Source organism: Novosphingobium pentaromativorans US6-1 (assembly GCF_000767465.1).
Lineage (GTDB): Bacteria > Pseudomonadota > Alphaproteobacteria > Sphingomonadales > Sphingomonadaceae > Novosphingobium > Novosphingobium pentaromativorans.
In genome coordinates this window covers 1,519,902-1,540,815 of record NZ_CP009291.1, presented here as the reverse complement: position 1 = coordinate 1,540,815, position 20,914 = coordinate 1,519,902, and the positions used below count along the sequence as shown (strand labels likewise).

Annotated in this window: 24 protein-coding genes; 6 read left to right on the top strand and 18 right to left on the bottom strand. The window is 64.8% G+C overall.

The features are described 5' to 3' along the window. Positions 1–5: 5 nt before the first annotated feature. The 18 genes from JI59_RS07140 to JI59_RS07055 all read right to left on the bottom strand — a co-directional run bounded on the left by JI59_RS07140 (position 6) and on the right by JI59_RS07055 (position 17,246). Positions 6–1,454 (bottom strand): conjugal transfer protein TraH, encoded by a 1,449-nt coding sequence (locus JI59_RS07140; RefSeq protein ID WP_007013448.1) that lies wholly within the window; start codon positions 1,452–1,454, stop codon positions 6–8. Further along, on the bottom strand, positions 1,444–2,274 hold the full coding sequence (locus JI59_RS07135; protein ID WP_038575728.1) for a conjugal transfer protein TraF: 831 nt from the start codon (positions 2,272–2,274) through the stop codon (positions 1,444–1,446). Before JI59_RS07135 ends, JI59_RS07140 begins: the two co-directional genes overlap by 11 nt. Further along, entirely contained in the window at positions 2,271–4,004 is a 1,734-nt protein-coding gene (locus JI59_RS07130) for a conjugal transfer protein TraN (RefSeq protein ID WP_007013450.1), read from the bottom strand. The genes JI59_RS07135 and JI59_RS07130 overlap by 4 nt, the downstream gene beginning before the upstream one ends. After that, positions 4,001–4,753 (bottom strand): type-F conjugative transfer system pilin assembly protein TrbC, encoded by a 753-nt coding sequence (trbC, locus tag JI59_RS07125; protein ID WP_038575725.1) that lies wholly within the window; start codon positions 4,751–4,753, stop codon positions 4,001–4,003. The genes JI59_RS07130 and trbC overlap by 4 nt, the downstream gene beginning before the upstream one ends. Continuing rightward, positions 4,750–6,354 carry a group II intron reverse transcriptase/maturase gene (ltrA, locus tag JI59_RS07120; RefSeq protein WP_138921578.1) on the bottom strand — a complete coding sequence of 535 codons (1,605 nt, stop codon included), beginning with the start codon at positions 6,352–6,354 and terminating at the stop codon, positions 4,750–4,752. Before ltrA ends, trbC begins: the two co-directional genes overlap by 4 nt. Before the next feature lie 612 nt (positions 6,355–6,966). After that, a complete protein-coding gene (gene traU / locus JI59_RS07115) occupies positions 6,967–7,986 on the bottom strand; it encodes a conjugal transfer pilus assembly protein TraU (RefSeq protein ID WP_038575723.1) in 1,020 nt (339 codons plus the stop codon). Then, positions 7,983–8,621, bottom strand: a complete 639-nt coding sequence (gene traW, locus JI59_RS07110; protein ID WP_007013452.1) for a type-F conjugative transfer system protein TraW — start codon at positions 8,619–8,621, stop codon at positions 7,983–7,985. Before traW ends, traU begins: the two co-directional genes overlap by 4 nt. After that, positions 8,618–9,139, bottom strand: a complete 522-nt coding sequence (locus JI59_RS07105) for a S26 family signal peptidase (protein ID WP_007013453.1) — start codon at positions 9,137–9,139, stop codon at positions 8,618–8,620. The genes traW and JI59_RS07105 overlap by 4 nt, the downstream gene beginning before the upstream one ends. Beyond that, a complete protein-coding gene (locus JI59_RS07100) occupies positions 9,136–9,522 on the bottom strand; it encodes a TrbI F-type domain-containing protein (RefSeq protein ID WP_238532546.1) in 387 nt (128 codons plus the stop codon). The genes JI59_RS07105 and JI59_RS07100 overlap by 4 nt, the downstream gene beginning before the upstream one ends. Then, positions 9,515–9,895, bottom strand: coding sequence for a hypothetical protein (locus tag JI59_RS07095; RefSeq protein WP_007013455.1), 381 nt, complete (start codon positions 9,893–9,895; stop codon positions 9,515–9,517). The genes JI59_RS07100 and JI59_RS07095 overlap by 8 nt, the downstream gene beginning before the upstream one ends. Further along, positions 9,892–12,435: a type IV secretion system protein TraC gene (gene traC / locus JI59_RS07090; RefSeq protein ID WP_007013456.1), complete on the bottom strand. Its 2,544-nt coding sequence runs from the start codon at positions 12,433–12,435 to the stop codon at positions 9,892–9,894. Before traC ends, JI59_RS07095 begins: the two co-directional genes overlap by 4 nt. Continuing rightward, positions 12,432–13,019 carry a hypothetical protein gene (locus tag JI59_RS07085; RefSeq protein WP_007013457.1) on the bottom strand — a complete coding sequence of 196 codons (588 nt, stop codon included), beginning with the start codon at positions 13,017–13,019 and terminating at the stop codon, positions 12,432–12,434. The genes traC and JI59_RS07085 overlap by 4 nt, the downstream gene beginning before the upstream one ends. Beyond that, positions 13,016–13,888 carry a DsbC family protein gene (locus JI59_RS07080; RefSeq protein ID WP_007013458.1) on the bottom strand — a complete coding sequence of 291 codons (873 nt, stop codon included), beginning with the start codon at positions 13,886–13,888 and terminating at the stop codon, positions 13,016–13,018. The genes JI59_RS07085 and JI59_RS07080 overlap by 4 nt, the downstream gene beginning before the upstream one ends. Then, the gene (locus JI59_RS07075) at positions 13,885–15,201 is read right to left on the bottom strand and encodes a TraB/VirB10 family protein (protein ID WP_007013459.1); all 1,317 of its coding nucleotides are present in this window, start codon (positions 15,199–15,201) and stop codon (positions 13,885–13,887) included. The genes JI59_RS07080 and JI59_RS07075 overlap by 4 nt, the downstream gene beginning before the upstream one ends. Continuing rightward, positions 15,201–16,016, bottom strand: a complete 816-nt coding sequence (locus tag JI59_RS07070) for a type-F conjugative transfer system secretin TraK (protein WP_007013460.1) — start codon at positions 16,014–16,016, stop codon at positions 15,201–15,203. Before JI59_RS07070 ends, JI59_RS07075 begins: the two co-directional genes overlap by 1 nt. Then, complete coding sequence (locus JI59_RS07065; protein ID WP_007013461.1) at positions 16,013–16,582, bottom strand: type IV conjugative transfer system protein TraE; 570 nt, start codon at positions 16,580–16,582, stop codon at positions 16,013–16,015. The genes JI59_RS07070 and JI59_RS07065 overlap by 4 nt, the downstream gene beginning before the upstream one ends. A 12-nt stretch (positions 16,583–16,594) precedes the next feature. After that, positions 16,595–16,882 (bottom strand): type IV conjugative transfer system protein TraL, encoded by a 288-nt coding sequence (gene traL / locus JI59_RS07060; RefSeq protein ID WP_006834208.1) that lies wholly within the window; start codon positions 16,880–16,882, stop codon positions 16,595–16,597. Positions 16,883–16,913: 31 nt separating this feature from the next. Further along, complete coding sequence (locus JI59_RS07055; protein WP_007013462.1) at positions 16,914–17,246, bottom strand: hypothetical protein; 333 nt, start codon at positions 17,244–17,246, stop codon at positions 16,914–16,916. Positions 17,247–17,614: 368 nt separating this feature from the next. Here JI59_RS07055 and JI59_RS07050 point away from each other — a divergent pair, with 368 nt between their 5' ends. From JI59_RS07050 to JI59_RS07025, 6 genes are all read left to right on the top strand, one after another. Further along, the gene (locus JI59_RS07050) at positions 17,615–18,106 is read left to right on the top strand and encodes a hypothetical protein (RefSeq protein ID WP_007013463.1); all 492 of its coding nucleotides are present in this window, start codon (positions 17,615–17,617) and stop codon (positions 18,104–18,106) included. After that, the gene (locus tag JI59_RS07045) at positions 18,099–18,314 is read left to right on the top strand and encodes a helix-turn-helix transcriptional regulator (RefSeq protein ID WP_038577190.1); all 216 of its coding nucleotides are present in this window, start codon (positions 18,099–18,101) and stop codon (positions 18,312–18,314) included. The genes JI59_RS07050 and JI59_RS07045 overlap by 8 nt, the downstream gene beginning before the upstream one ends. 169 nt (positions 18,315–18,483) lie before the next feature. Beyond that, complete coding sequence (locus tag JI59_RS07040; protein WP_007013465.1) at positions 18,484–18,816, top strand: ArsR/SmtB family transcription factor; 333 nt, start codon at positions 18,484–18,486, stop codon at positions 18,814–18,816. A 40-nt stretch (positions 18,817–18,856) separates the two neighbouring features. Further along, positions 18,857–19,285, top strand: coding sequence for an arsenate reductase (glutaredoxin) (arsC, locus tag JI59_RS07035; protein ID WP_007013466.1), 429 nt, complete (start codon positions 18,857–18,859; stop codon positions 19,283–19,285). Then, positions 19,285–20,571, top strand: coding sequence for an arsenic transporter (locus JI59_RS07030; RefSeq protein ID WP_007013467.1), 1,287 nt, complete (start codon positions 19,285–19,287; stop codon positions 20,569–20,571). The genes arsC and JI59_RS07030 overlap by 1 nt, the downstream gene beginning before the upstream one ends. Further along, the gene (locus tag JI59_RS07025; RefSeq protein ID WP_007013468.1) at positions 20,568–20,891 is read left to right on the top strand and encodes a YnfA family protein; all 324 of its coding nucleotides are present in this window, start codon (positions 20,568–20,570) and stop codon (positions 20,889–20,891) included. Before JI59_RS07030 ends, JI59_RS07025 begins: the two co-directional genes overlap by 4 nt. Positions 20,892–20,914 lie beyond the last annotated feature (23 nt).

The window sequence follows — 20,914 nt, the reverse complement described above, 5'->3', positions numbered from 1 at the left end:
GACCCTTATGGAACGATGGAGCGGGACTGCATCCCGCGGGACCAGTCGAGCGCGGCTGCCATCGACGGCGACATCGAAGCGGCGAGCATGTTCTCGATCATCGCGGTCTTCTCAATGATCTGCATGATCGCCGAGACCCGCGCCTGTCCGGTCGCTTGCCGCTGGGCGAGGCTTGACCGGACCTCGGCGACCTGAGCGCGCCAGATCGCGAGTTTGGCTTCATCGGCCGCAATGAAGCTCGCCATCGAGCGTCCGGCCTCAGCGGTGATACGCTCGAGAATGGCATAGAGGAGATCGATGCTGGCGATCTCGGCCAGCGTGTCGCGGTCGTCGGTTGCCATCCCGCGCCCATAGGCCGCCTGAACGGTGAGGATCTTGTAGAGCGGCACCGATGCCACCTGGAGCAGCTCCTTCTCCTCGTCGCCGATCGCGGTATCGCTGCGGATCGCCTCCACCATGCTGCCGATGAGCCGGGCAACGCGTGGCCGGATGGCTTTCGCGCTCGTGAGGCTCATCTGCTGGAAAGTGGGGTTGAGGCACTGGTCGGGCTCGTCGCACTGGAACACCCGCACCGACTGACCCTGCGTCCCGTCGAGCAGTGCGGTCACCAGCGTCGAGGAGGCATCGCCTGCGAAAGGTACGAATTTGCCCGGCTCGTCGTCGCGGGGCGGCACGTAGATCACCGTGCCGATGAGCGTCATCGCATATTCGGCAAGATCGCGGTCGAATGTGCCACCGGGGTTGAAGAAGGCGCTTTGCTTAAGAACATGCCAGGTGTAATTGCGCGGCACACCGGGATTGACGTCGGCATAGTCGGCGCCGGCACCCTCGTTGGTCGAGGCGCGCTGGCCGCGCGTCCCGCAGCCGTGTTTGGCGGCGGCATAGTCGGTAAAGATACCTTCGGAATTGCCGATCGCTTCGCAGATTGCCTTGTCGGCGAGATCGCCCTTGGGCCAGACGCCGCCGACCAGCCCCTGCGCCATCTCGCAGGAGTTGATCGAGAGATTGTTCATGAGCTGCGCCTTCTGGCTGAACTCCTGCATGATCTTCGAGCACTCGGGGCAGACGGTATCAATCGCCAAACTAAAGGCGAACCCCACCGCATTGTTCGCGACGGCCTTCAAGAGCGCGACCATCTCGCTCGCGTTGATGAAGGAGAACGACCCGGCGAAGATATCGATACCGCCGCAACCAGCGCGGGCACGCGGCAGCTGGAGATTGGCGATGTTGGTCGTCTTCTGCGGGAAGCGCGTCCAGACATTGCCGAGGCTGTAATAGCCCGCCGACTGTCCTTCGAACGCGCTCGGCCCGGTGACATTGGCCGCAGCGCCCATGTCGTCCATGAAGCGGTCCATGCTGTCGCCGACATTGGCTGATGCTGGCGCGGCCAGAGGGGACGCGACCATGCTGGCGGCGGCAAGAGTGAGTGCCGCATTGCGGATGCTAGTAATCATGTCCGGCTTCCTTCGAGGTGAGGAGGTAAATGCGGTCCTGCAGCTCGTCGGCCGAGAGCACGCCGTATCCGATCGGGATCGGGCGCCTGGCCACGCTGTCCCACAGCACGAGCGCCGGGGTGATGCCGGGTTCGAGCCCCATGCGCGGCCGCTGGCCGCTTTCGACCTTGTAGTCGGGGAAGTGACGGGACGGTCCGCCATCGGTCGAGATCGCCCGGACAGTGATATGCCAGCGGTCCGCCACTGAACGCACGATCGGGCTCATCACTTCGCACGCGCCGCAGGTCTGGGCGAAGAAGTAGAACAGGCCATAGCGCTCGGAGAGCCTGGCCATCACCGCATCGCGCTCGGCAGCGCGCGCGTCCTGCCATTGCTTCTTGGCGAGCGCGCCGACCGGTCTCTCGAGCGTGTAGTCGAGCTCGGGATCCTGCCAGATCGCGCGCTGCCAGACATCGGAGAACAGCGAAGCCCGGTCGAGCTGGGCACGCTGGAAGCGGATATAGGCGGTGACGTTTTCCGGCGTCGGATAGAGGATCGCGCGCGCTTTGAGTTCGCGCAGTTCCCCCGTGACCGCGTCGAGTTCCTGTGTGGCGGTTACCTGGGCCGGTGGCTGCGCCATCTGCGGCTCGGCTTTCGCCTCCGGCCTGACGCAATAGAACCAGTAGCCGAGCCTGCGTTGCTCGCAGTAGAGGCTGTCTGCCGAGGCAGCTGGCTCTGCCTGGCGCGCTTCCTGCGCAACTGCCCGAACGGGGAGCAGTGCAGCGAGACACATGGCCAATACTGGGAGCGCCAGCATCAGCAGTGATTGGCGGCGCGTCATTGGCCACTCCTTGCGTAATAGTCTTCGATTTTCTGCTGGATGAGGATGCTGGTCTCGAGCTCGTCAGGGAGCCGTGCAGCGTCGGTGAACTCGGCATAGACCTCGCTGAAATCCATCTGGCTGAGGTCGAGCCGGGCGAACTCGTCGAGGGTAAACCCCTCGCACTGCTCTTCCTTAGGGTTGTCCCAGGGCTTGGGCAGCTGGTGCCGGCCCTTTTCCTGCAGGATCCGCGAGAGCTTGCTCTCAAAGCAGCAGTAGACCTTCTTCTTGGTCAGGCAGACGCCGAGGAACTTGTCCGAACAATAGGTCCCGACATAGGCGCACAGTCCCTGCGCATCGCGTTCGTGGAGCAGCACTTCTTCGCGGTTGCAGCCGAGCGCGACCAGCAGGCTGATGCCGGGGATGAGCGGGAAGCCCTTGCCCTTGCAGCAGTTGAGCACGCCGAAAACCTTGGAGGAGCAGGTGTTGCGCGTGCCGCGAAACAGCGTCAGCGACTCGGGATCGAACTGGCCGCGGGCCTCGTCCATCGCATGGAGCGCGGTGACGGCATCCTTGAACTCGTCGTTCGCGGTGCGCTCGATCGTCTCGCAGCTGCCGTCGATGCAATAGACATCGCCGTCGCACACATACTGGGTGGAACTGTCGGTACCGGGAAGCGGGCACTCGTAGATGCGCTCCCAGGTCTCGCAGGGGTCTTCGTCGGTAAGGCATTCCTCACGGACAAAGCGGCAGGTGCTCTGGCTTTCGATGTCGGAGCAGTCGGTCGCCGCTTCGCGGGCGATGCAGGTGTAGCTGCGTTGCCATTCCCAGCAGGGGCGTGTGACAGCGACGCCATCGACCACGCGGGTCTGCGGATCGGCATCGGTGCAGATCTCGGCATCGAGCGTACAATCGCTATCGCCCGCAAGACCTGTGCACTGGCTATCGTCAGGGGTCGTTGTGACGGTGGTCGCCGTGGCGATGCGGTAGGGCGTCTGCCCCGCGACCTGTTCGTCGCAGGTCAGCTCGGTAATCGGATCGCCCGGCTCGGTGCACCATTTGCGACCGCCGGACCAACCCCACTGTAGGCAAGGACCGTCCCGGTGTCCGGTCACCCGGCAAAGAGCGCCCGAAAACTCTTCGCAATCCGGCTCACCTGACAGGTTGAAGCTGCCCAATGGGCTGCAAAGGTAATGATACTGCGGTTGCTGGCTGACCTTGGCGACGAGCGGGACCGTGCATTGGCCAAGCGACTGATCGATCCGTGTGCCTGTATTGCAGGTGGCGGTGTAGGTGCCCGCCGACCCCGAACCAGGCGGCAGCGGAACGCACGATCCCTGGCTGCCCGAAATTGCCATGCCGCTGGTGTAGTCGAGCGGCGTCTCGTTGATCGCGAGGCTGCGGGCAATCACGTCCTCGATCTCGTTCGGCTCGAACCTTGCGCGATTGGCAATGCTGTCGCGGATGGTCCGCGTCGGCGTGCTGGTCGTGGCAGCGCTGCGTCCGCGGGCCTCGATCTGGTCGGGATCGCGCGCAAGATCCTGCAGGTCGCGCGTCGCCTGCGGATCGAAATTGGGAACGCGCGCCGCGTCGGGATTGGTCGTTGCGGCGTCGCGCGCTTCGCCCAGCAGCTCGGTGGCAAAGTCCTTGCCGTCGGCCCTTGCTGCATCGCGGGTCTGGGCGTGAATGGAAGCCGCGCTTGTGAGGGCGACGAGTGCGGCAAGGATACTGGCGAGGGTTCTGCCGGTCATGGCCGTTCCTCCCTGGAGAGCTGGCGCAGATGGAGGCGAGCAAGCTCGGCACCCGGACCCTTGCCCGAGACAAAGGTCTCGAGGACTTCTCCCACGCTGATGTTGCCGGCGATGCGGTCGTGCGGCGGCACCTCGCTGGTGCAATCGAACCCGTCGCAGGGACTGAACTCAGTGCTCAGCATGACGAAGCTCGGTGCGGCCTCGATTTTGAACGCGCGGAACAGCCTTGGATCAATGCCGAGCGAGCCGGCTTCGTCGCGGGTGCTCCAGATGGCAGCCAGGCGCTTCTTGAACGCCTCGCTGTTTCCTTGCGGGAAGCCGCGCAGCACGGTGACGCCTCCTGCCCTGGTCATGTCGTGGACCAGTACTTTCAGCGCCTCGGGCGGCATCGACAGGCTGGCAAAGGCAATGAAGCGGGGGGCTCCCCCGAGCGATGCCTTCTCGGCGGCGGCTTGCCCCGCGATCATCGCGTCGAAGTCGAGGACGGCGTTTGTCTCGATTGCCTCGATGCTGTCCGCATAGGCTGCGCGATTGGCCTGCGCTTGCGCCTGGATAGTCTGTGCGTCCTCGGTCAGCGCCTCGGCGCGCTGGCGGACATTGGTGCTGAGCGCCTGCGCATCGTCGGCGTGTTCGGCCGCACGCTCGCGGATCGCTTCGAGATCGATGCCTTCGGGCGCGCTCTGGGCGAGAGCGAGGCCACCGAGGGTGACGGCAAGGCCGACGGGCAAAAGAAGGAGGTGTTTGTTCATAGTAGAGTAAGACGTGGGCGCTGCGGCGTGTCTCCACGCCCAGTTTCCCACGCCTTCTCTCCGAACCGGACGTGCACCTTTCGTTGTGCATCCGGCTCTCCAGAAGCCTTGGCGTACTCGGGTTTCTTCATCCATTTGAGATCGAACCTCCGAACTGGCACGTAGCTCATCAAGAATTGCTCCGTGCTGCCTTCAGCCCAGACCTTGCTGCCCGGATGGGCGATGCCCGGCCTGCGCCACGATGCGATTTTCCTCCCGGGGACACGTTTGTGCTTGGCCCGCAGCCACAGCCAGAGACGTTGCCGCACATGCCAGTCGAGACTGGCGAAGATCGACTTCGCCCCCACGCAGTAGCGGTAGTAGGCAGACCACCCGCGAAGGTATGGATTGAGTTCCTGAAGCATGGCCTTGAGCGAACGCCGAAGCGTCTGCCGTCGGGCCAGTTGATTTACCCGTATCCTGAATCCGTTGATCGGCTCGCGCGGGATTTCGATGCGGGCGTGCAGCCCGAACCGCTTGTCCCATTTGAGCCTCACGCGGCATCCAAGGAATCGACAGCCCTCGGTCAGCGCGGTGATGCGCGTCTTCTCGGGCGAGAGCGTCAGACCCATCGCTTCGTGCAGGTAGGTTGCCAGCGCCTGCTTTTCGGCAAGAGCGTCAGCTTCCGTTCCCGACACGAAGATCAGGAAGTCATCGGCATAGCGGACGGGATAGAAGACCGGTCGCCCGGCCTTGCGATCCTTGTCGCGCCTGATTGCCGCCAGCCTTATCCCATCGGATTTCAGCTGTGGGTCCTCGGGGCGTTTTACCCAGTCCCGATACCGTTCCTCGATCACGCCAAGCGCGATGTTGGCCAGCAGCGGTGAGAGCACTCCACCTTGCGGCGTGCCGGTGTCTGTCGGGCTGTACGAAACATCCTCGAGAACCCCGGCCTTGAGGAACTGCACGAGCAACCGGTTCACCTTGCGGTCCGCGACGCCGTGGCGCACGCGTTCCATCAGCGGGTGATGTCCGATATTGTCGAAGCAGCCCTCAATGTCGCCTTCGATTACCCATTGGTACGGCGCTTTGTGTCGGCGACCGTCAGCCGCAGGTCTGCCCCGCGACTGGATGGTCACACGGATATGTTCAAGGCAGGCCTGACTGCCCCGTCCGGGCCGGAACCCGTAAGAGACTGGCCAGAACCGGGCCTCGAAGATCGGCTCCAGTACTTGCTTGACCGCGCACTGCACCACGCGATCCTTGACTGTAGGGATACCGAGGGGTCGGAACTTCCCCGGTTTGCCCGGCTTGGCGATCCATTTCCTGCGTGCAGGGGACGGGCGGTAGCCGCCCGACCGAAGCTCCTCGCGAAGCTTCCGCAGAAATTCCATGGCACCAATACCGGATGCAATTCTCGCTACGGTCTCCCCGTCGACTCCCGGAGTGCGCTTGCCGCGATTACCGGCAATCGTTTTCCAGGCCATCTGCAGATTGCGGGGATCGGTTACCCAATTCCACAAGTCGCAGTATGGTTCTTCGGGGTGTTCCCGACTCCACTGGTAGAGCTTTCGCTGAACGCCGAGGAGCCAGACCTGTGCGGCCTGATTACCAGAGTCCACTGGTAGTTCCTCCGTCATGACAGCCCACCGGCTTCCTGCCTGCCTTCGCCATGTGGACGGCTTTCCCGCCCTCGGACTACTACGCAGGCTCCGCCCCACCAGCGCCCATCCCCGGTCTCCGCGGATAGCCTGCTCCGAAGCAGGCGGGCGATGATGGTTCCCGTGTTCCGACGATCAACCTTGGACCCGTAGGTGCGACGCTTAACCCCTTGCGGCTCGGGCGTGCGGACAAGAAAGGACGACCCGCACACGAGTGCTCTGCGAGCACCCACCAGAAGGCAGCGCAACACGCCAACCGGTTCACACCGCGATTTCCCCACCCCGTCAGGTGATCGGGAGTTCAACTGTAAATAAAGAGGCTTCAGACACGTCATTCGCTTGTATCTCACCATAGATCCTGTGGTAGCCCGGCCTGCGGCTGACGGGCCGCATCCGGTACAGTTCAGGTCTCCTGCTCTGAGGCCGACCGCCGGAACGCGGCAAACCTTGGAGACCCCCTTCCGCCCCGACTCCTTCCGCCGGGTGGGGTGGCATCGCAGCCACCGGTCATTCGTCAGCAAGACGATGAAAGGATATGTTGTTGTATTACATACATATTTCCTTTCTGCGCCGTCACGGCGCTCGCGCGCAGCAGTTCCGCTTGCGCCAGACGAGGTATCCCATGTCTTCACCGATAGCGGGGATGACCTGTCCGGCCGATTGAAAGGTGGTGGAGGCGCCGACGGGCGGGCAGGCGTAACGGCCCGAGGTCGCCGGGTAGGGGTTGGTGGCCTGGAAGCGGTATTGCTGCTTGCGCATCACCGGCATCAGGTATTTGCCGCACAGGCCCTTGGACCCCATCGTCCCCCACGAGACGAGTTCGCGGTGGAGCTTGTAAGCAAAGCGCGAGAGCACGAGCCGCGAGGCCTGGACGTGCCCGATCGAGGCCGAGACGTTGCCGTTCATCGGATACATCGAACCCTGGCAGCCCGCGCACCAGAACATCTCGTCGATCGGCAGCTTCGCGGTCGAGGCGACGCAGTCGGCCGCACAGGCAGCGAGCGCCAGCGGGTTGGCGAAGAGCACGGCCTCAGGGTTGATGATCGCGGTGAGCTCGGAATCCTGCCACAGCGGATCGATCTCGGAGATGTAGAGAATGTCGATCGAGCCCGATTCCAGGCACAGGAAATCGGCGACGATCTCCATCCAGTAGATCAGCGGATAGGCATACCAATGGACATGCCAGCTCGAATAATACTGGCTCGCGCCGCCCACCGCCGATGGACCCGAGATCGAGCGGAAGCCGATATCGAAGCCCGGATCGAGTTTCATGCCGCCGAGGTTCACGAAGCACCACGGCTTCATGCTGACATCGGCAAGCCGAACGGGCTCCCAGAAGCCCATGGCGATCCCGGGCCTCAGACCGCACAGGCACACCGGCAGATCGGGGTTGTCGGGATCGGGCCGGCTCGACGGCCAGATGTCCAGCCCGCCGATGGAGATCGGGAACAGGCACGACCAGCAGATGTCGGTGATCGGGTTGACGAAGCTGCCGGTGCAGCGTCCCGGACCGGCATCGGCCATGGCGGGCGTTGCGGTCGCTAGACCAAGAATGGCGGCCAGCATGAGCGCCAGCTTTCTTAAGTGCGTCATTGGGCTGTCCTCCTTTTCGGTGGCAGCGCGATTTCGCTGACCTCGAGCAGGCGGCCCTGCTGGCGCACGCGTGCGGGCACCGACCTGATCCCGAACCTTTCGGTGAGCTTGCCGCCCTGGTCGAAATAGAAGCGGCGCTGCTGAGCCTTCATCAGCTCGAGCGGCGCGCCCTTCATCAGGATCAGCTTGGCATTGGCGTCCTGCTTGAGCGCCCAGGTGAGCTGGTCTGGATCGTCGCCGTCGAGGAACAGGAGATCGGCGCGAAGGCCGACGCTGTCGAGCGGATTGACCCTCGTGCCAGCGGCATGGATCAGCTCGCCTTTTGCCCCGCGGATATCGGCAGCGAGCGTAATCGTCGGATCGAAGTGCCAGCGCCGCGCTTCGCTGGCCCGGACGATCCCGGCGACGGGATCGGGCCGGCCCACCCGCGCGATCGTGCGGCGCTTCAGGTCTTCATTGAGTCGCGCGGTCTCGCCCGAACGTTCCATATGAGTCAGGCGCGAATGGATCTGTTCGAGGAGGTCGCGCTCGATCACGGGAAACACCGTGCCGCGCTGGCCATAGTCGCGCGCTAGCACCTCGGCAGGGCAGAGCAGCACTGCAAGCAGGGTTGCGGGGAGGACGAGCTTGCTCACAGGATCGCTCTCCCGCTGCCGAGGATCTGGCCGCGGCAGACGAAGCCGATCTCGGCGTAGCGGCTGTCGAGGCCGCGGGGATGGCTGGTCCCGGTGTAGAAGCAGCCGTCGGGGATCGGGCCTTCGGGGCCTTTGTGTAGCGCAATGCCGAGACGGGTCTCATTGAGCCGCGCGGCGACCTTGCGACCGTTGATGAAGACCTCGTGACCGCGGTGGCTCACGACATCGCCCGGCACGCCCAGCACCCGTTTGCCGAAGAGCTGCGCGCCGTTCCCGAAATGCACTTCGACGAGCCTGCTTGCCGGCGGCTCGAAGAAGATCAGGCTGCCGCGTTCGATCCGCGCATGCTTGTCGAGCCAGAACGCCCAGTTGGGCAGGCTCGGGCTGGCGTTGATGAGGAAGGCGTGGTCCTTTGCGAATGCGTCGACCGCGCCCCATCCGAGCGGCAACAACACCAGTCCGGTCAGGACGAGCGGCCGTTTAATCGTGCGGACAAGACGAGAGGCAAAGTGCGTCACTGACCGCCTCCCTGACCAAGCTGACGGTCGATCCGCATGCGCAGTTCGTCGGTGGCATCGGGGGCATCGCCCGCGAGCACCGCTTCGCCGACCAGCACCACGCGGCCATCGGTCCCCATTTCTGCAACGGCACGCTCGGACGCTTGGAGGAAGGCGAGCACGCGCGCCTGGCTGGCTTCGGGATCCTGTGCCCCGCGCGCTTCGGCATCGACGAAAGCCGCGATGGTCTCGGCAAGCCGGACGGTGACGATCTGCTGGCGCGGCTCGGACAGCTCGCGGCTGATCCAAGCTGCCCAGAGCAGTGCGGCCGCGAGCGCGAGCACGCCCAGAATTCTGGCCAATAGCGTGCGATTGAAGGACGCTAGTCTGCGCGTGTCAGTCATGGTTTGTCTCCCGGGCCGGATGGTTCTCGAGATCGGCTGCGAGGCGCTTCAGGAAGCGCGGCATGCGAAACAGCGTCACCGCGCCAGCGAGGACGAGGAAGCAGCCCTTGAGGTCCTGGCTGAACAGGCTGCGGCGCAGCCCGTCGGCTTCGAGGTAGCGGTCCGACAGATTGGCGAGCTGGGTGAAGAGGCCGCCAAGATCCCAGCCCGCAACGAACAGGAACAGCGCAAGCGGCAATCCCAGCACGATCAGCAACGAAGTCGCGGCAAAGCGCGCGGTCTCGATGAGGACGAAGCAGCTCCCTTGCAGAAACGGCAGCAGGCTGCGGAGGTTGGCCGGAGGGGTCCGGTCGACGAGATGCGAGACCATCATTGTCCGCCTCCCGCCACGATGCGGATAGCATCGGCGAGGCTGTGCCCGCGCCGCTCGCAGTCCTGGATAGCGGCATAGGTGTCGGGATCGGAGGAGTAGATTGTCGCCGAGAAGGGATCGAGCACGAGCCGGCCGACCGCCTCGGTCTCGGGGCCCTTGATGAAGACCTCGCTGTACTCGGTCCCCGAACGCTTGAGGCTGCGGATCAGGGTCTCGGTGCGGTCGTCCATGTCGAGCCGCGCGTTCGCCCTGAAATCGGCGATCGTCTCGGCCTTCTGCTGAAGTACCAGCATCCAGTCGCTATTCTCGAGCGCGGCGCGCGCGCCATCAGACTTGTAATAGTCATTGAGGGACTGGGTCGCGGTGGCGAGCGCGCCGCCGTACTTGCGGGCAGTGCGGGCATAGGTCTCGACGAACTCGCCCATCGACCCGCCCTTGAGCATGGCCCAGGCCTCGTCGATCAGCAGCAGCTTCTTGGTTGCTCGCGACGAGCGCGTCATCGCCTGGCTGGTCATGAACATGATCGCCGAGAGGACGACGCTGCGCAGTTCCTCGCGGCTTGCAAGGTCGCTCATCTCGAAGACGGTAAAGTCATCGTCGAGTGCGAAGCTCGCCTTGCCTGCAAAGAACCCGCCATAGCTGCCGCCGCGGCAGAAAGGCGCGATCGCGGTGGCCAGATCGCGGCCCGCCTCGCTCTCCGAGCCATGGAGCGCATGCGCGACATCGTCGACCGATGCGCCGCTTCCCAGGGCTTCCCAGGTCGCGGTTACGGCCCGGTCGATCAGTCCGCGTTCGGTGTCGCTCGGCGCGGTACCCGGACGCGCCATCTGGCCGACAATCGCTTTGATCATGGCAAAGCAGTCGAGGCGGTAATCCTCGTCTTCGTGCGCGCGGGCATCATCGACCATCGAGAAGGGGTTCAGCGAGAAGCCCGAGGCGAGCGTGAACTCGACGAAGCGTCCGCCCTGCAGTTTGACCGAATGCTCGAAACTGCGCCCGTCGTCGATCACCACGACCTTGGCGCCGGCACCGCGCAAGGCGGCGCAGAGCTCCTGCAGCAGCACCGACTTGCCCGAGCCCGACTTGCCGCAGATCGCGATATTGTGATTGCCGGCAGTGTTTTCGAACGGCGACCACCAAAAGGGCTGGCCGCGGCGGCCAACGAGCAGGAGGTGCGGGATCACGCCGCCGAGATATTCCCCCTGCATTGGCGCGATATGTGCCGCTGTCGTCGAGAGCATGGTCTTGAGGCGCTTTAGCCGCGCCATGTCGTCGGCGAGGCCATCGGCCAGACTCAGGGGAAAGGCAGCGACGAGGCCCTGCAGCTGGAGGAAGCGCTCGTCGGCAAGGTCCCATCCGGCTGCCTTGTAGATCGCCTTGATGATGCGTTCGTGCGCGTCGCCCTGGCCGAGCGGCGAGATGCTGGTGAGCCCGTAGAACAGCTTGACGAGCTTCTTGCCGGCGTGGAGTTCGGCCTGGACGTGGCGCCATTCGGCCGACTGTTCGGCGAGCTTGGGCAAGAAACGCGCGCTCTTGGTCTGGCTGAGGCTGGTCGTGCGCATGAACTTGAAGCCCGCGCGCGCTGAGGCGGCTTCCTGGTCGGGGTAGACGAGGCACAGCATGGTCGCCGTCGGACAGGGGAAGCGCAGCTTGTCGGTGAACATGTCGCCGATGAGCCGCGCGCATTCCCACGGCGCCCAGCGTTCAGGGGTAGAGCGCACGGCATAGTGGCGCACGTCGAAATGGTCGGGATAGCATTCGCCGACCTCGGGATTGCCCTCCTCGTCGCGGCCCGTCTCGCGAAAGCGCTCGGTCCTGAGGATCAGGCGATCGTCGCCGACCTCGAGCTCGATGTCGCGGCGGATCGCCTGGACATCGAGCGTATCGTGCGGGTTCCACGCATGGATGTCGGTCTCGTGCGCGGTGGTCGGCGAGGTAAGCTCGTCGATGAGTGCCAGCAGCCCGCCCGGGCGCAGGTCTTGCGCGTGCAGTCCGAGCGAATGGAGCATGCCCATCAGCCCTTCGCGGCATTCGGAGAGTTCGGCATCGGTCACACTGCCGGGCACCGGCACGCCGAGCGAGACGATCAGCCGGACGTTGCGGGCATGGAAGGGCGCATGCGCCGAGCCCGAGCTCCAGACGAGATCGTAAAGGCGTCTGGTGCGCGCCCTGGCGATGGCCTCGTAGATCCCGCCCTGCTCGTAGCGCGGAGCGAACCAGGGGCCGACCACGCTGCCGATCCGCGGAGATGCGAAGTTCAGGACCTGGAGGCAGGCGCCCTGCGGCAGGCCTTCGGAGAAGAACTGACCGAGGATCTCGCCGGTCCGCTCGTCGGCCCCGATCAGCGGGGTGACTTCGAGCACGAACCCTTTGGAGCGGGCGTTGCGGTAGAGCTTCGCCCCCTCGTCATAGACCCGGTAGGGTAGCCAGTCCGAAAGCATGTCGAGCCCGAAATGCGACTGCGGCTTCTCGGGGCGTGCCGTGTCGGCAAACAGGCCCCGCGAGAGTGCGTCGCGCGCGGCAGCAAGGGATAGCGTCACCGGCTCTCTCCTTCGGTCATGTCAGGGTGGGGGACCGGCTCGCGGGGAGGGGAAAACGAGCCAGGTCCCCCGGGTTCCGGCGCGTCAGCGCCGGGCATCGCCGGAACGGGCTGCGAGGGGATGAACAGCTGTTCCGGCAATGTGTCTGCCTCTTGGGTTTTTGGCGGTTGGAAATCGATTGCGGGGTTGCTCTCGCGCGTCGCGGCAATGGTCGATGCCAGCGAGCGCAGGACTTCGCGGCGGCCCTGCGGCGCGCGCCAGCCTGTCCCTGCCTGCTCGGGCAGCGTCAGGTGAACGACGCGCGCCTCATGGTCCCGGCCCGCCGCGTCACGGTAAGGCGTCAGCACGACCTGCAGGCGGCGAACCGCTTCGCCGGTCGGGGGCACCGTCCGATGCGCGTCAACCGTGTCAGCCTTTTCGATACCGGTCGCCCCGGCATCGATCGAGGAAGTCGGCGCGCAGGTCCCTTCGGGAGCGCGGCAGGCAAAGCTGCCTTTGACGTTGCCGCCAAGGCTGGCGCAGCCACTGGCCAAAAGGAGCGGCGCAGCGAGCACCACGGCGCGAAGGATCGGGAGCCGGCTCATTGCGCCTCTCCCTTGCCCTCGGCGACGAAGCGGCGGATCGCCACGGCATCGCGGTAACCATGAAGCACCGCCCCATCGCGGGCGCGCACGATGACCGGAGTTCCGGCAAACCCGTTGGCCTTTGCAAAGGCTTCGTTGGCATCGAGTGCCTTGGCGTCCTTGCAGGTCTTGCCGGTCGCCGGAGCCTGGCCGGCGTAGGCTGCATGGAGTGCCTTTGCCGGATCCTTGGCACACAGCACGGCCTCGGAAATCTTGCGGCTCGCCGCGCCAAAGATCGAGATCGGTCGCTCTTCGACCTGGACCTTGGCTTTGGCGAGTTCAGCGGTCAGGCGCTGGCAGTAGCCGCACTGGAAATCCGAGAAGACGACCAGGCGTTCGCCCTCAGGGTTGCCCCAATGGATCGCGCCGGCAGCCGGAAGCGACGAGAGGTCGACATGGCTGGCGGCCGCCTGCACAGGCGCTTCGTCGCGTCCCGCCGGCGGATCGCTCGCTACGCGTGCCGCACCGGTTGCAAGCAGGTCGGGATTGAGTTCGAGCAGGCGGGCGGCGGTCACGTCGCGCCGCTCTTCCATGTCGTAGAGACGGCCCACGAAGAGATAGCGGGCGGTCTCGTCGATGTAGAACAGCGTGTCGCCCGAGACGACTTCGCACCAGGGGCCCAGCGTGTCGCAGCTGATCGCATCGATCGGGGTCTTGGGCAGCCGCAGTTTCAGTGCCTGCGCGACATCACTCGCCATGCCCGCAGCGCTCGCAGGCATAGCGGTGACGGCAGAGACGCCGAGCGTCAGCACGGCGGCGGCGCTCGAGAGGGCAAGGGCAAGGTGGGCGGCGCGGGCCTTCAGGCCCGGCCGGTGGTCATTGTAGTTCATTTGGAGGGGCTCCTGACGTGGACGCCGTCGAGAAAGACGATCTCGACCTCGATGCCGGTCGGCATCTCGACGACGGGTTGGTATTGTTCGGCGCGTTCGATGAGGTATCGGCTGACGGTGTCGGCGGCTTCGCCGGCACCCTGGCCAAAGCCACCGGCGAGGATGTCGGTCGGCGACAGCGCCTCGCGCTGACCGTTGGCGCCGACCTGGCCGGTAAAGATGCCGTTTGCGTTGGCTGAGAATCCGCGGCCGAAGCCGCCGACAATCCCGGCCAGCAGCGCTTGGCTGACAAGGCTGCCTTCGCGGCTGACCACGCGGCCGCGCACGCCCGACTTTCCGGCGAAGGAGATGAACCCCTTGACCTCGCTGACCGCGAAGCGCCCACCGGGTTGCGCGCAGGTCATGCGCACCAGCTTGACGTAGACCTTCTCGGCCGAGAGATCGCCGCGCGCCGCGCCATTGACGAGGCAGCCGGTGATATCGGTGGTGAGCAGTTTGTTGCCGCGCATGACCGAGCGGGCCGGACCGGTGATCCTCAGCACCACGGGAAGCGGATCGCTCTGGCTGGCAACGCCGGTCGAGGCGTCGACACCCACGATGACCGTTGCCGGTGCGTAGCTGTTGGGAGGCAGGTAATCGCGGCTCGCTTCGAGCAGCAAAGCTGGCGCAGTCTCTGCCGCGCGCGGCTTGCCGTCCTTGCCCGGCTCAGCGCTGAAACTCATCAGGCTGAGCTGTCCGCCCTGCGCTTCCGGCGCTCCTTGCGGTGGCTGGACAGCCCCACCCGTTCCCACGCCGGGACCATAGGCCGGTGGTGGTGGCAGCGGCGGCGCGGTTGCAGGCGCTTTCGCAGCGTCGCTGAGCTGTGAACGCAAATTGGCATTCTCGGTCGAGATCGCGTCGATCGCTGCCTGGCCGTCGGAGCGCATCTGCGCGTTCTCGCTGCGCAGCGCTTCGAGCTCTTGCTCGATCTCGGGTCGCGGTAGCTGCGATTGCTGCAGATCCTTGATCGCGCGGCCCTGTGCATCGAGCCGGTTGCCGTAGCTCGCGACGAACTCGCGCTGTGATAGGTTGCGATTGACGAGGCCGCCGGTGTCGATCGTCGCCGCACCATTGGCATCACTGCCGCCCTCGTCGCCATCGCCGCCGAAGATGAACATCCCGCCGCCGATGAGCGCGATGGCCCCGATCCCGGCGAGCAGCATCTTCTGGCGCTGCGCGATTTGCGAATTGAGGTTGCGCCGTCCGCTTTCGCGCGCTTCCGGCGAGCCCGGCAAAGGCCTCTTTTCGGCGTCTTTCTGTGTTGCCTCGGCCATCAGTCGAGCCCTCCCTTGGCAAAGACAAGGAAGGCACTGGTCGCTTCACCGGGAGCGAGTGCATCTCGGCCATAGGCGAAGGCGAGCGCGCCTGCGGGACCTTCGCGCTCGGAGCCAAGCGCAAGGCTCTCCTGGCCGAGGTTGCGTACGAGGAAGCGCTGTCCGGTGAGTTCATCGCCCTGGTATTCGGCGACCAGCTGGACCTCGATCCCGCCGGTGCGGCGCGGAGCCGAAAGTTCGGCGCGGGCAGTGAACCCGGGCAGGACTGCATCGCTCGCCATCGCCTCGATCAGGCGGATCGCAGCGTCCTCGGGTCCGGTCTCGGTCTCCCATTCGTTAGCCGCGGCTTTAGCGAGCGCGGGATTGGTGATGAAGAGCTGGGTCGCTTCCTCGCCGCCGAGACGGCAGGCAAACTTGTAGACGTAGCCCGCCTTGCTGGTCGCAAAGAAGCTGACCCGACCTGCCGCAAATTGCGGGGGCACGGAGATATAGATGTCTCCGCGCACCGGCTCATGGGTCACCTGGAAATCGTTGTAGGGAAATCCGCTCGCGATCTTCGAGACATTGGCAAAGCCATCATCGATGAGCGCAATCCGGGTGAGTTCGCCGCGAGCGAGCTCGCAGTCGATGGTCGCATTGTCAGCGGCTTCGACGAACTGATCGGCATGCGCCGGGACCGGCGCGAGCGCGAAGGCGAGTACGGCGAGGCCGGTCAGCTTGAGCCCTGGATCGGGGCGCCTTGTCGCGCCGATCGCGAAACAGGCAAGGCCGGTTCCGGCAAGCGCAGCAGCGAAGGGAGATGGGAGAAGACTCATTGGCCGGGTTCCTCCTTGTCGGTGGGAAGTTGCTCGAAGCCGGCGAGCGCGAGGCTGAGACCACGCTTCGACCAGCGGAAACGGAAGGAGCGGCGCTGGCTCGCGATCACTTGCGCGCCGACAAAGGTCTTGAGCGTGCCGGTGACGGTCGAGGTCAGGTTCTTGGGATCGACATGCATTTCCGCGATCACGAAGGCCTGGCTGATGTCCGAGCCGCGCTGCTCCTCGACGATTCTGACGAGCTCGGCCTTAAGGCGGCCGTGCGCGGCGGGATCGGCGAGCTTCAGGATGTTCGCCATCCAGTAGTCGAGGCTTTCGGGTGCCCGGTTGAGGAGCATCAGCGCCGTGTCGCGGGTGACGAGCTCGAGATAAGGCGCGTCGATCCCGCCGCTCGAGACGGCGATCCGCTCGGCGGTGATCGGCACCAGCACAACGTGCTCGTCGCGGGTGACCGCGGCGCCGAGGCTAACCAGCGTGGTCAGGCCCAGGACACCTGCCAGCACGGCAAAGCGGTTGCGTTGCCGCAGGTAGGTCTGCGCCTGTTCGTGCGCGAATTCTGCTCGCATGGGTCGCCTCCCTCAGCCCGCCAACAGGCGGCAGTGGGAGGGCGGCGTGGCTTTCAGCCCGAGAAAGCTCCCGGGCAGGTACCAGTATGCAGCATGCACCAGTGCCGAACCGGCGCCGCGTGCCTTTGCCTTCCGCAAGGCAAGCCAGGCCCCGGCGGCCAGGCCGATACCGATGAAGATATGCTGCGAAAGAATGCCCCAGGCGAAGGGAATGAGAATCCCTGCAAACTCGTCGATGGTCCAGAAGCCGATGAGCTCCGGGTCGTCGAGCCGCCGTGGAACGAGGTACCTGTCGGCCATGCCGCCCTCCTGTCGTGACCGGATCCGCTGATCAGATGACCGCGGTCACGACCGAGGTGACGATCGGCACGCCGGTGCCGACACCGATCCCGACGCCGACCGGCACCGCGACCTGGCCGAGCGAGAAGCGCCCGGAGGCAAGGCCGATCAGACCGCCTGCGAGGCTGAGCACGGTTATGATCTTGCCGCCCGAGCCTTCGAGAAAGTCGGTGAACTTGGTGAGCGCGGGATCGAAGGTGGTGTCGGCGCCGGCGAACGCGGCACCGGCACAGGCCAGCGCCACGCAGGCAGGAAGAATGTAGTCGCGGCCACGGGCCCGTTTGGGCGTGCGCTGCTGAACCGGAAGGGCAGTCTTGGTGGTCATGGATGGAACCTTTCGAGGGATTGAACATGAGTCAGCGATGCGTTCGCTGTATGTTCTTTCCTCTCCCCGGAGGCGGGCTGTAGGAAATCGGGAACTGGATTTTGGGGCTGCCAACCAAGTAAAAAGCGACATCGGGAGGTGCGCTGGCCGGGATCCGCGCAGGCTGATCGCGGAGCAGCGCCGACTGTGCTGGCTTCTGAGCGATGCGAGCCGCGATCTGCGCTGGTGCGGACGGAATTCGCGCGAATCACCGAAGGAAGCTGATTCGTCCCTTCCTCTATGTTCTCTAGATGTTCTTTTCGTTTTCCTACAGGCTTCCTTCGCGGTTAGCCGGTGAGTCGATCACCTCTGGAGATAAGGATTCGTTGATGACCAACATGACGCTCTTTGCCGAACAACAGGTTCGCGCCGACCTCGCCCGGCTGCTCTTGGCGGCCGTCGATGCCAGCGGCCGTGCCCGCTGCGACATCGCGCGCGATGCGCAGATCCATAAGGATGCCTTGCGCCGCGTCCTTGCCGGCGAACGCTCAGCCAGCCTCGGTGAAGCCTTGCGCATTCTCTCCGCGTGCGGCGTCGCTCCTCACGCGCACCTGCTTTTGTTTCTAGTCAGCAGCGGCGATCACGCGATCGCGTGGCTGCAATCGGACCTCGCGCAGTTCTTTGAGGACTTTTCCGGAGAACTGCCTTCAGCGCTCGAGCGTGTCCTGGGCAACCAGGTTCATGACGTGAAGCCGCGTTGGGCCAAGGGCACGGCACACCGTGTCGCCCGCCTGCTCTCCGATCACATCGATGAGCTCGAACGCAAGGACGCCCTGCTTGGCGATGTCTTTGCCGGTGTCGAAGGAGGCCATCGTGGGTGAAGGGGTCGCCAAGGGAGCGACCGAAACCCGCCGGGTCACCCGTCTCATCCGCCTTCCGGAAGTGCAACACCGAGTCGGGCTAGGCCGTTCGACGATCTATCGCTGGATGGCCGAGGGCAAGTTTCCGAAGCCGGTGCAGCTGGGTGGATACTCGGTGGCATGGGCGGAAGACGAGATTGAAGGTTGGATTGCTAATCGCCTCAATTAGCTGGTTATGGGCCGCTTTCTGACGGTCGACTTACAACACCTACTCCCCTGCGATCGAACCCCTGCACCGGCGGGTCAGCTGCTTCGTCCAGCTAACTCGCATCTTCTAATCCATCGATATTTTTCGATAGGATTTGACGTCACTCTATTCCATCGATAAATCCCGATGGGTGCGAACGATCACCGCCCTCGAATGTCTTGCTGCTCTCTCGCATTCTACCCGCCTCGACGCCTTTCGGCTTCTGGTGCGGCAGGAGCCGGCAGGACTTTCCACCGGCCAACTCGTGAATGCCTCAGGACTCAGTCAGAGCACGTTTTCCAGCCACCTCGCGATACTCGTTTCCGCCGGCCTCGTCGTTCCGGAAAAGCGCGGGCGGCAGATGATCCAGCGCGCGAATATCGAGGCCTTGCGCGATCTGATGCTGTTCCTGGCGAAAGACTGCTGCGGCGGACGCGCGGACCTCTGCGAACCGCTCGCCGCTGAGCTTGCCGAATGTTGCTGAGCGTCCCGTGCTCGGCGCTCTTCTTGTAAAGGAACCATCCGTGCCCACCGACATCGTCATTTACCACAATCCCGAATGCGGTACATCGCGCAACACGCTGGCGATGATCCGCAATGCCGGGATCGAGCCGCACGTCGTGGAGTATCTGCACACGCCGCCATCGCGCGCCATGCTCGAGAACCTGATCGAGCGCGCCGGGCTCAGGCCGCGGGAATTGCTCCGCGAAAAGGGCACGCCTTATGCTGAACTCGGGCTTGGCGATGATAGCCTCTCCGATGCAGCGCTGGTGGATGCGATGATGGACCACCCGATCCTCATCAACCGACCACTGGTCGTCTCGCCGCTCGGCGTCCGTCTGTGTCGTCCTTCCGAGGTGGTGATCGAGATCCTGCCGAGCCCTCAGCAGCGCGCCTTCACTAAGGAAGATGGCGAGCAGGTCGTGGACGATGCGGGCGAACGTATCGCCTGATGCTGCTTGCGGTTGCAATTTTCGTGGTCACCATCACGATGGTGATCTGGCAGCCGCGCGGGCTCGGCATCGGGTGGAGCGCGATCGGCGGAGCGCTGCTCGCCCTTGCCACCGGCGTCATCTCGCTCGCCGACATCCCGGTGGTGTGGAACATCATCTGGAACGCCACCGGCGCCTTCGTCGCGGTGATCCTGATCAGCTTGATCCTCGATCGTGCCGGCTTCTTCGAATGGGCTGCGCTCCATGTGGCGCGGTGGGGGCGCGGCGACGGTCGCTGGCTATTCGTGCTCGTGGTATTGCTGGGTGCAGGTGTTGCCGCGATCTTCGCCAATGATGGCGCGGCGCTGATCCTGACCCCGATCGTGATCGCGATGCTCCGGGCGCTGGGATACAACGCCAAAGCGACGCTGGCTTTCGTCATGGCGGCAGGGTTCATTGCCGATACGTCGAGCCTGCCGCTGGTCGTGTCGAACCTCGTCAATATCGTCTCGGCGGACTTCTTCGATATCGGGTTCGGCGAGTATGCGCTGGTCATGGTGCCAGTCGACCTGGCGGCTATCGCGGCTACGCTGGCAGCGCTGCTGCTGTTCTTCCGCAAGGACATTCCGACCAGCTACGACGTCGCACAGCTCCGCGCTCCGGCAGAAGCGATCCATGACCGAGCGACCTTCCGCGCCGGCTGGGTGGTGCTGGCCCTGCTGCTGATCGGTTTTTTCGTTCTCGATCCTCTTGGCGTGCCGATCAGCGCGGTCGCTGCCGTCGGCGCGCTGGCGCTCATCGCGATAGCTGCGCGCGGCCACGTCATCCCTACGGGCCAGGTGATCCGCGAAGCGCCCTGGCAGGTCGTGATCTTCTCGCTCGGCATGTATCTGGTCGTCTACGGCATGAGCAATGCGGGGCTTGCCACTGCGATCGCCGGGGTGCTGGAGCGCTCGGCCGAGGGCGGCATATGGGGTGCGGCCTTCGGAACGGGCATTCTGTCCGCGGTGCTATCCTCGGGCATGAACAACATGCCGACCGTCCTCGTCGGCGCGCTGTCGATCGATGCCACGAGTGCCACCGGCCCGGTTCGTGACGCCATGATCTACGCCAACGTCATCGGCTGCGACCTCGGGCCAAAGATCACGCCGATCGGTTCGCTCGCGACCCTGCTGTGGCTGCATGTGCTGGGACAGAAGGACGTGAAGATCGGCTGGGGCTATTACTTCCGCGTCGGCATCACACTGACCACGCCGATCCTGCTGGTAACCCTGGCCGCCCTCGCACTGCGATTGAGCCTCGCATGAAGCTGTTCCTCGTCTATCCGCTCGCGGCGCTGTTCGAAATCGCCGGTTGCTTCGCATTCTGGGCATGGTGGCGGCTGGAGAAGAGCCCCTTGTGGCTGCTGCCCGGAATGGTGTCGCTGGCCCTGTTCGCCTGGCTGCTGACTCTCGTGCCGACCGACGCTGCCGGTCGCGCCTTCGCAGCCTATGGCGGGGTCTATGTTGCCGCGTCGCTCCTGTGGCTGTGGACTGTCGAAGGCACCACCCCCGACCGGTGGGACTTCGTCGGCGGCGCGGTCGTGCTCGCCGGCGCTGCCATCATCCTGTTCGGCCCCCGCGGCTGACGACCCAAATTTGGAGAATTTCC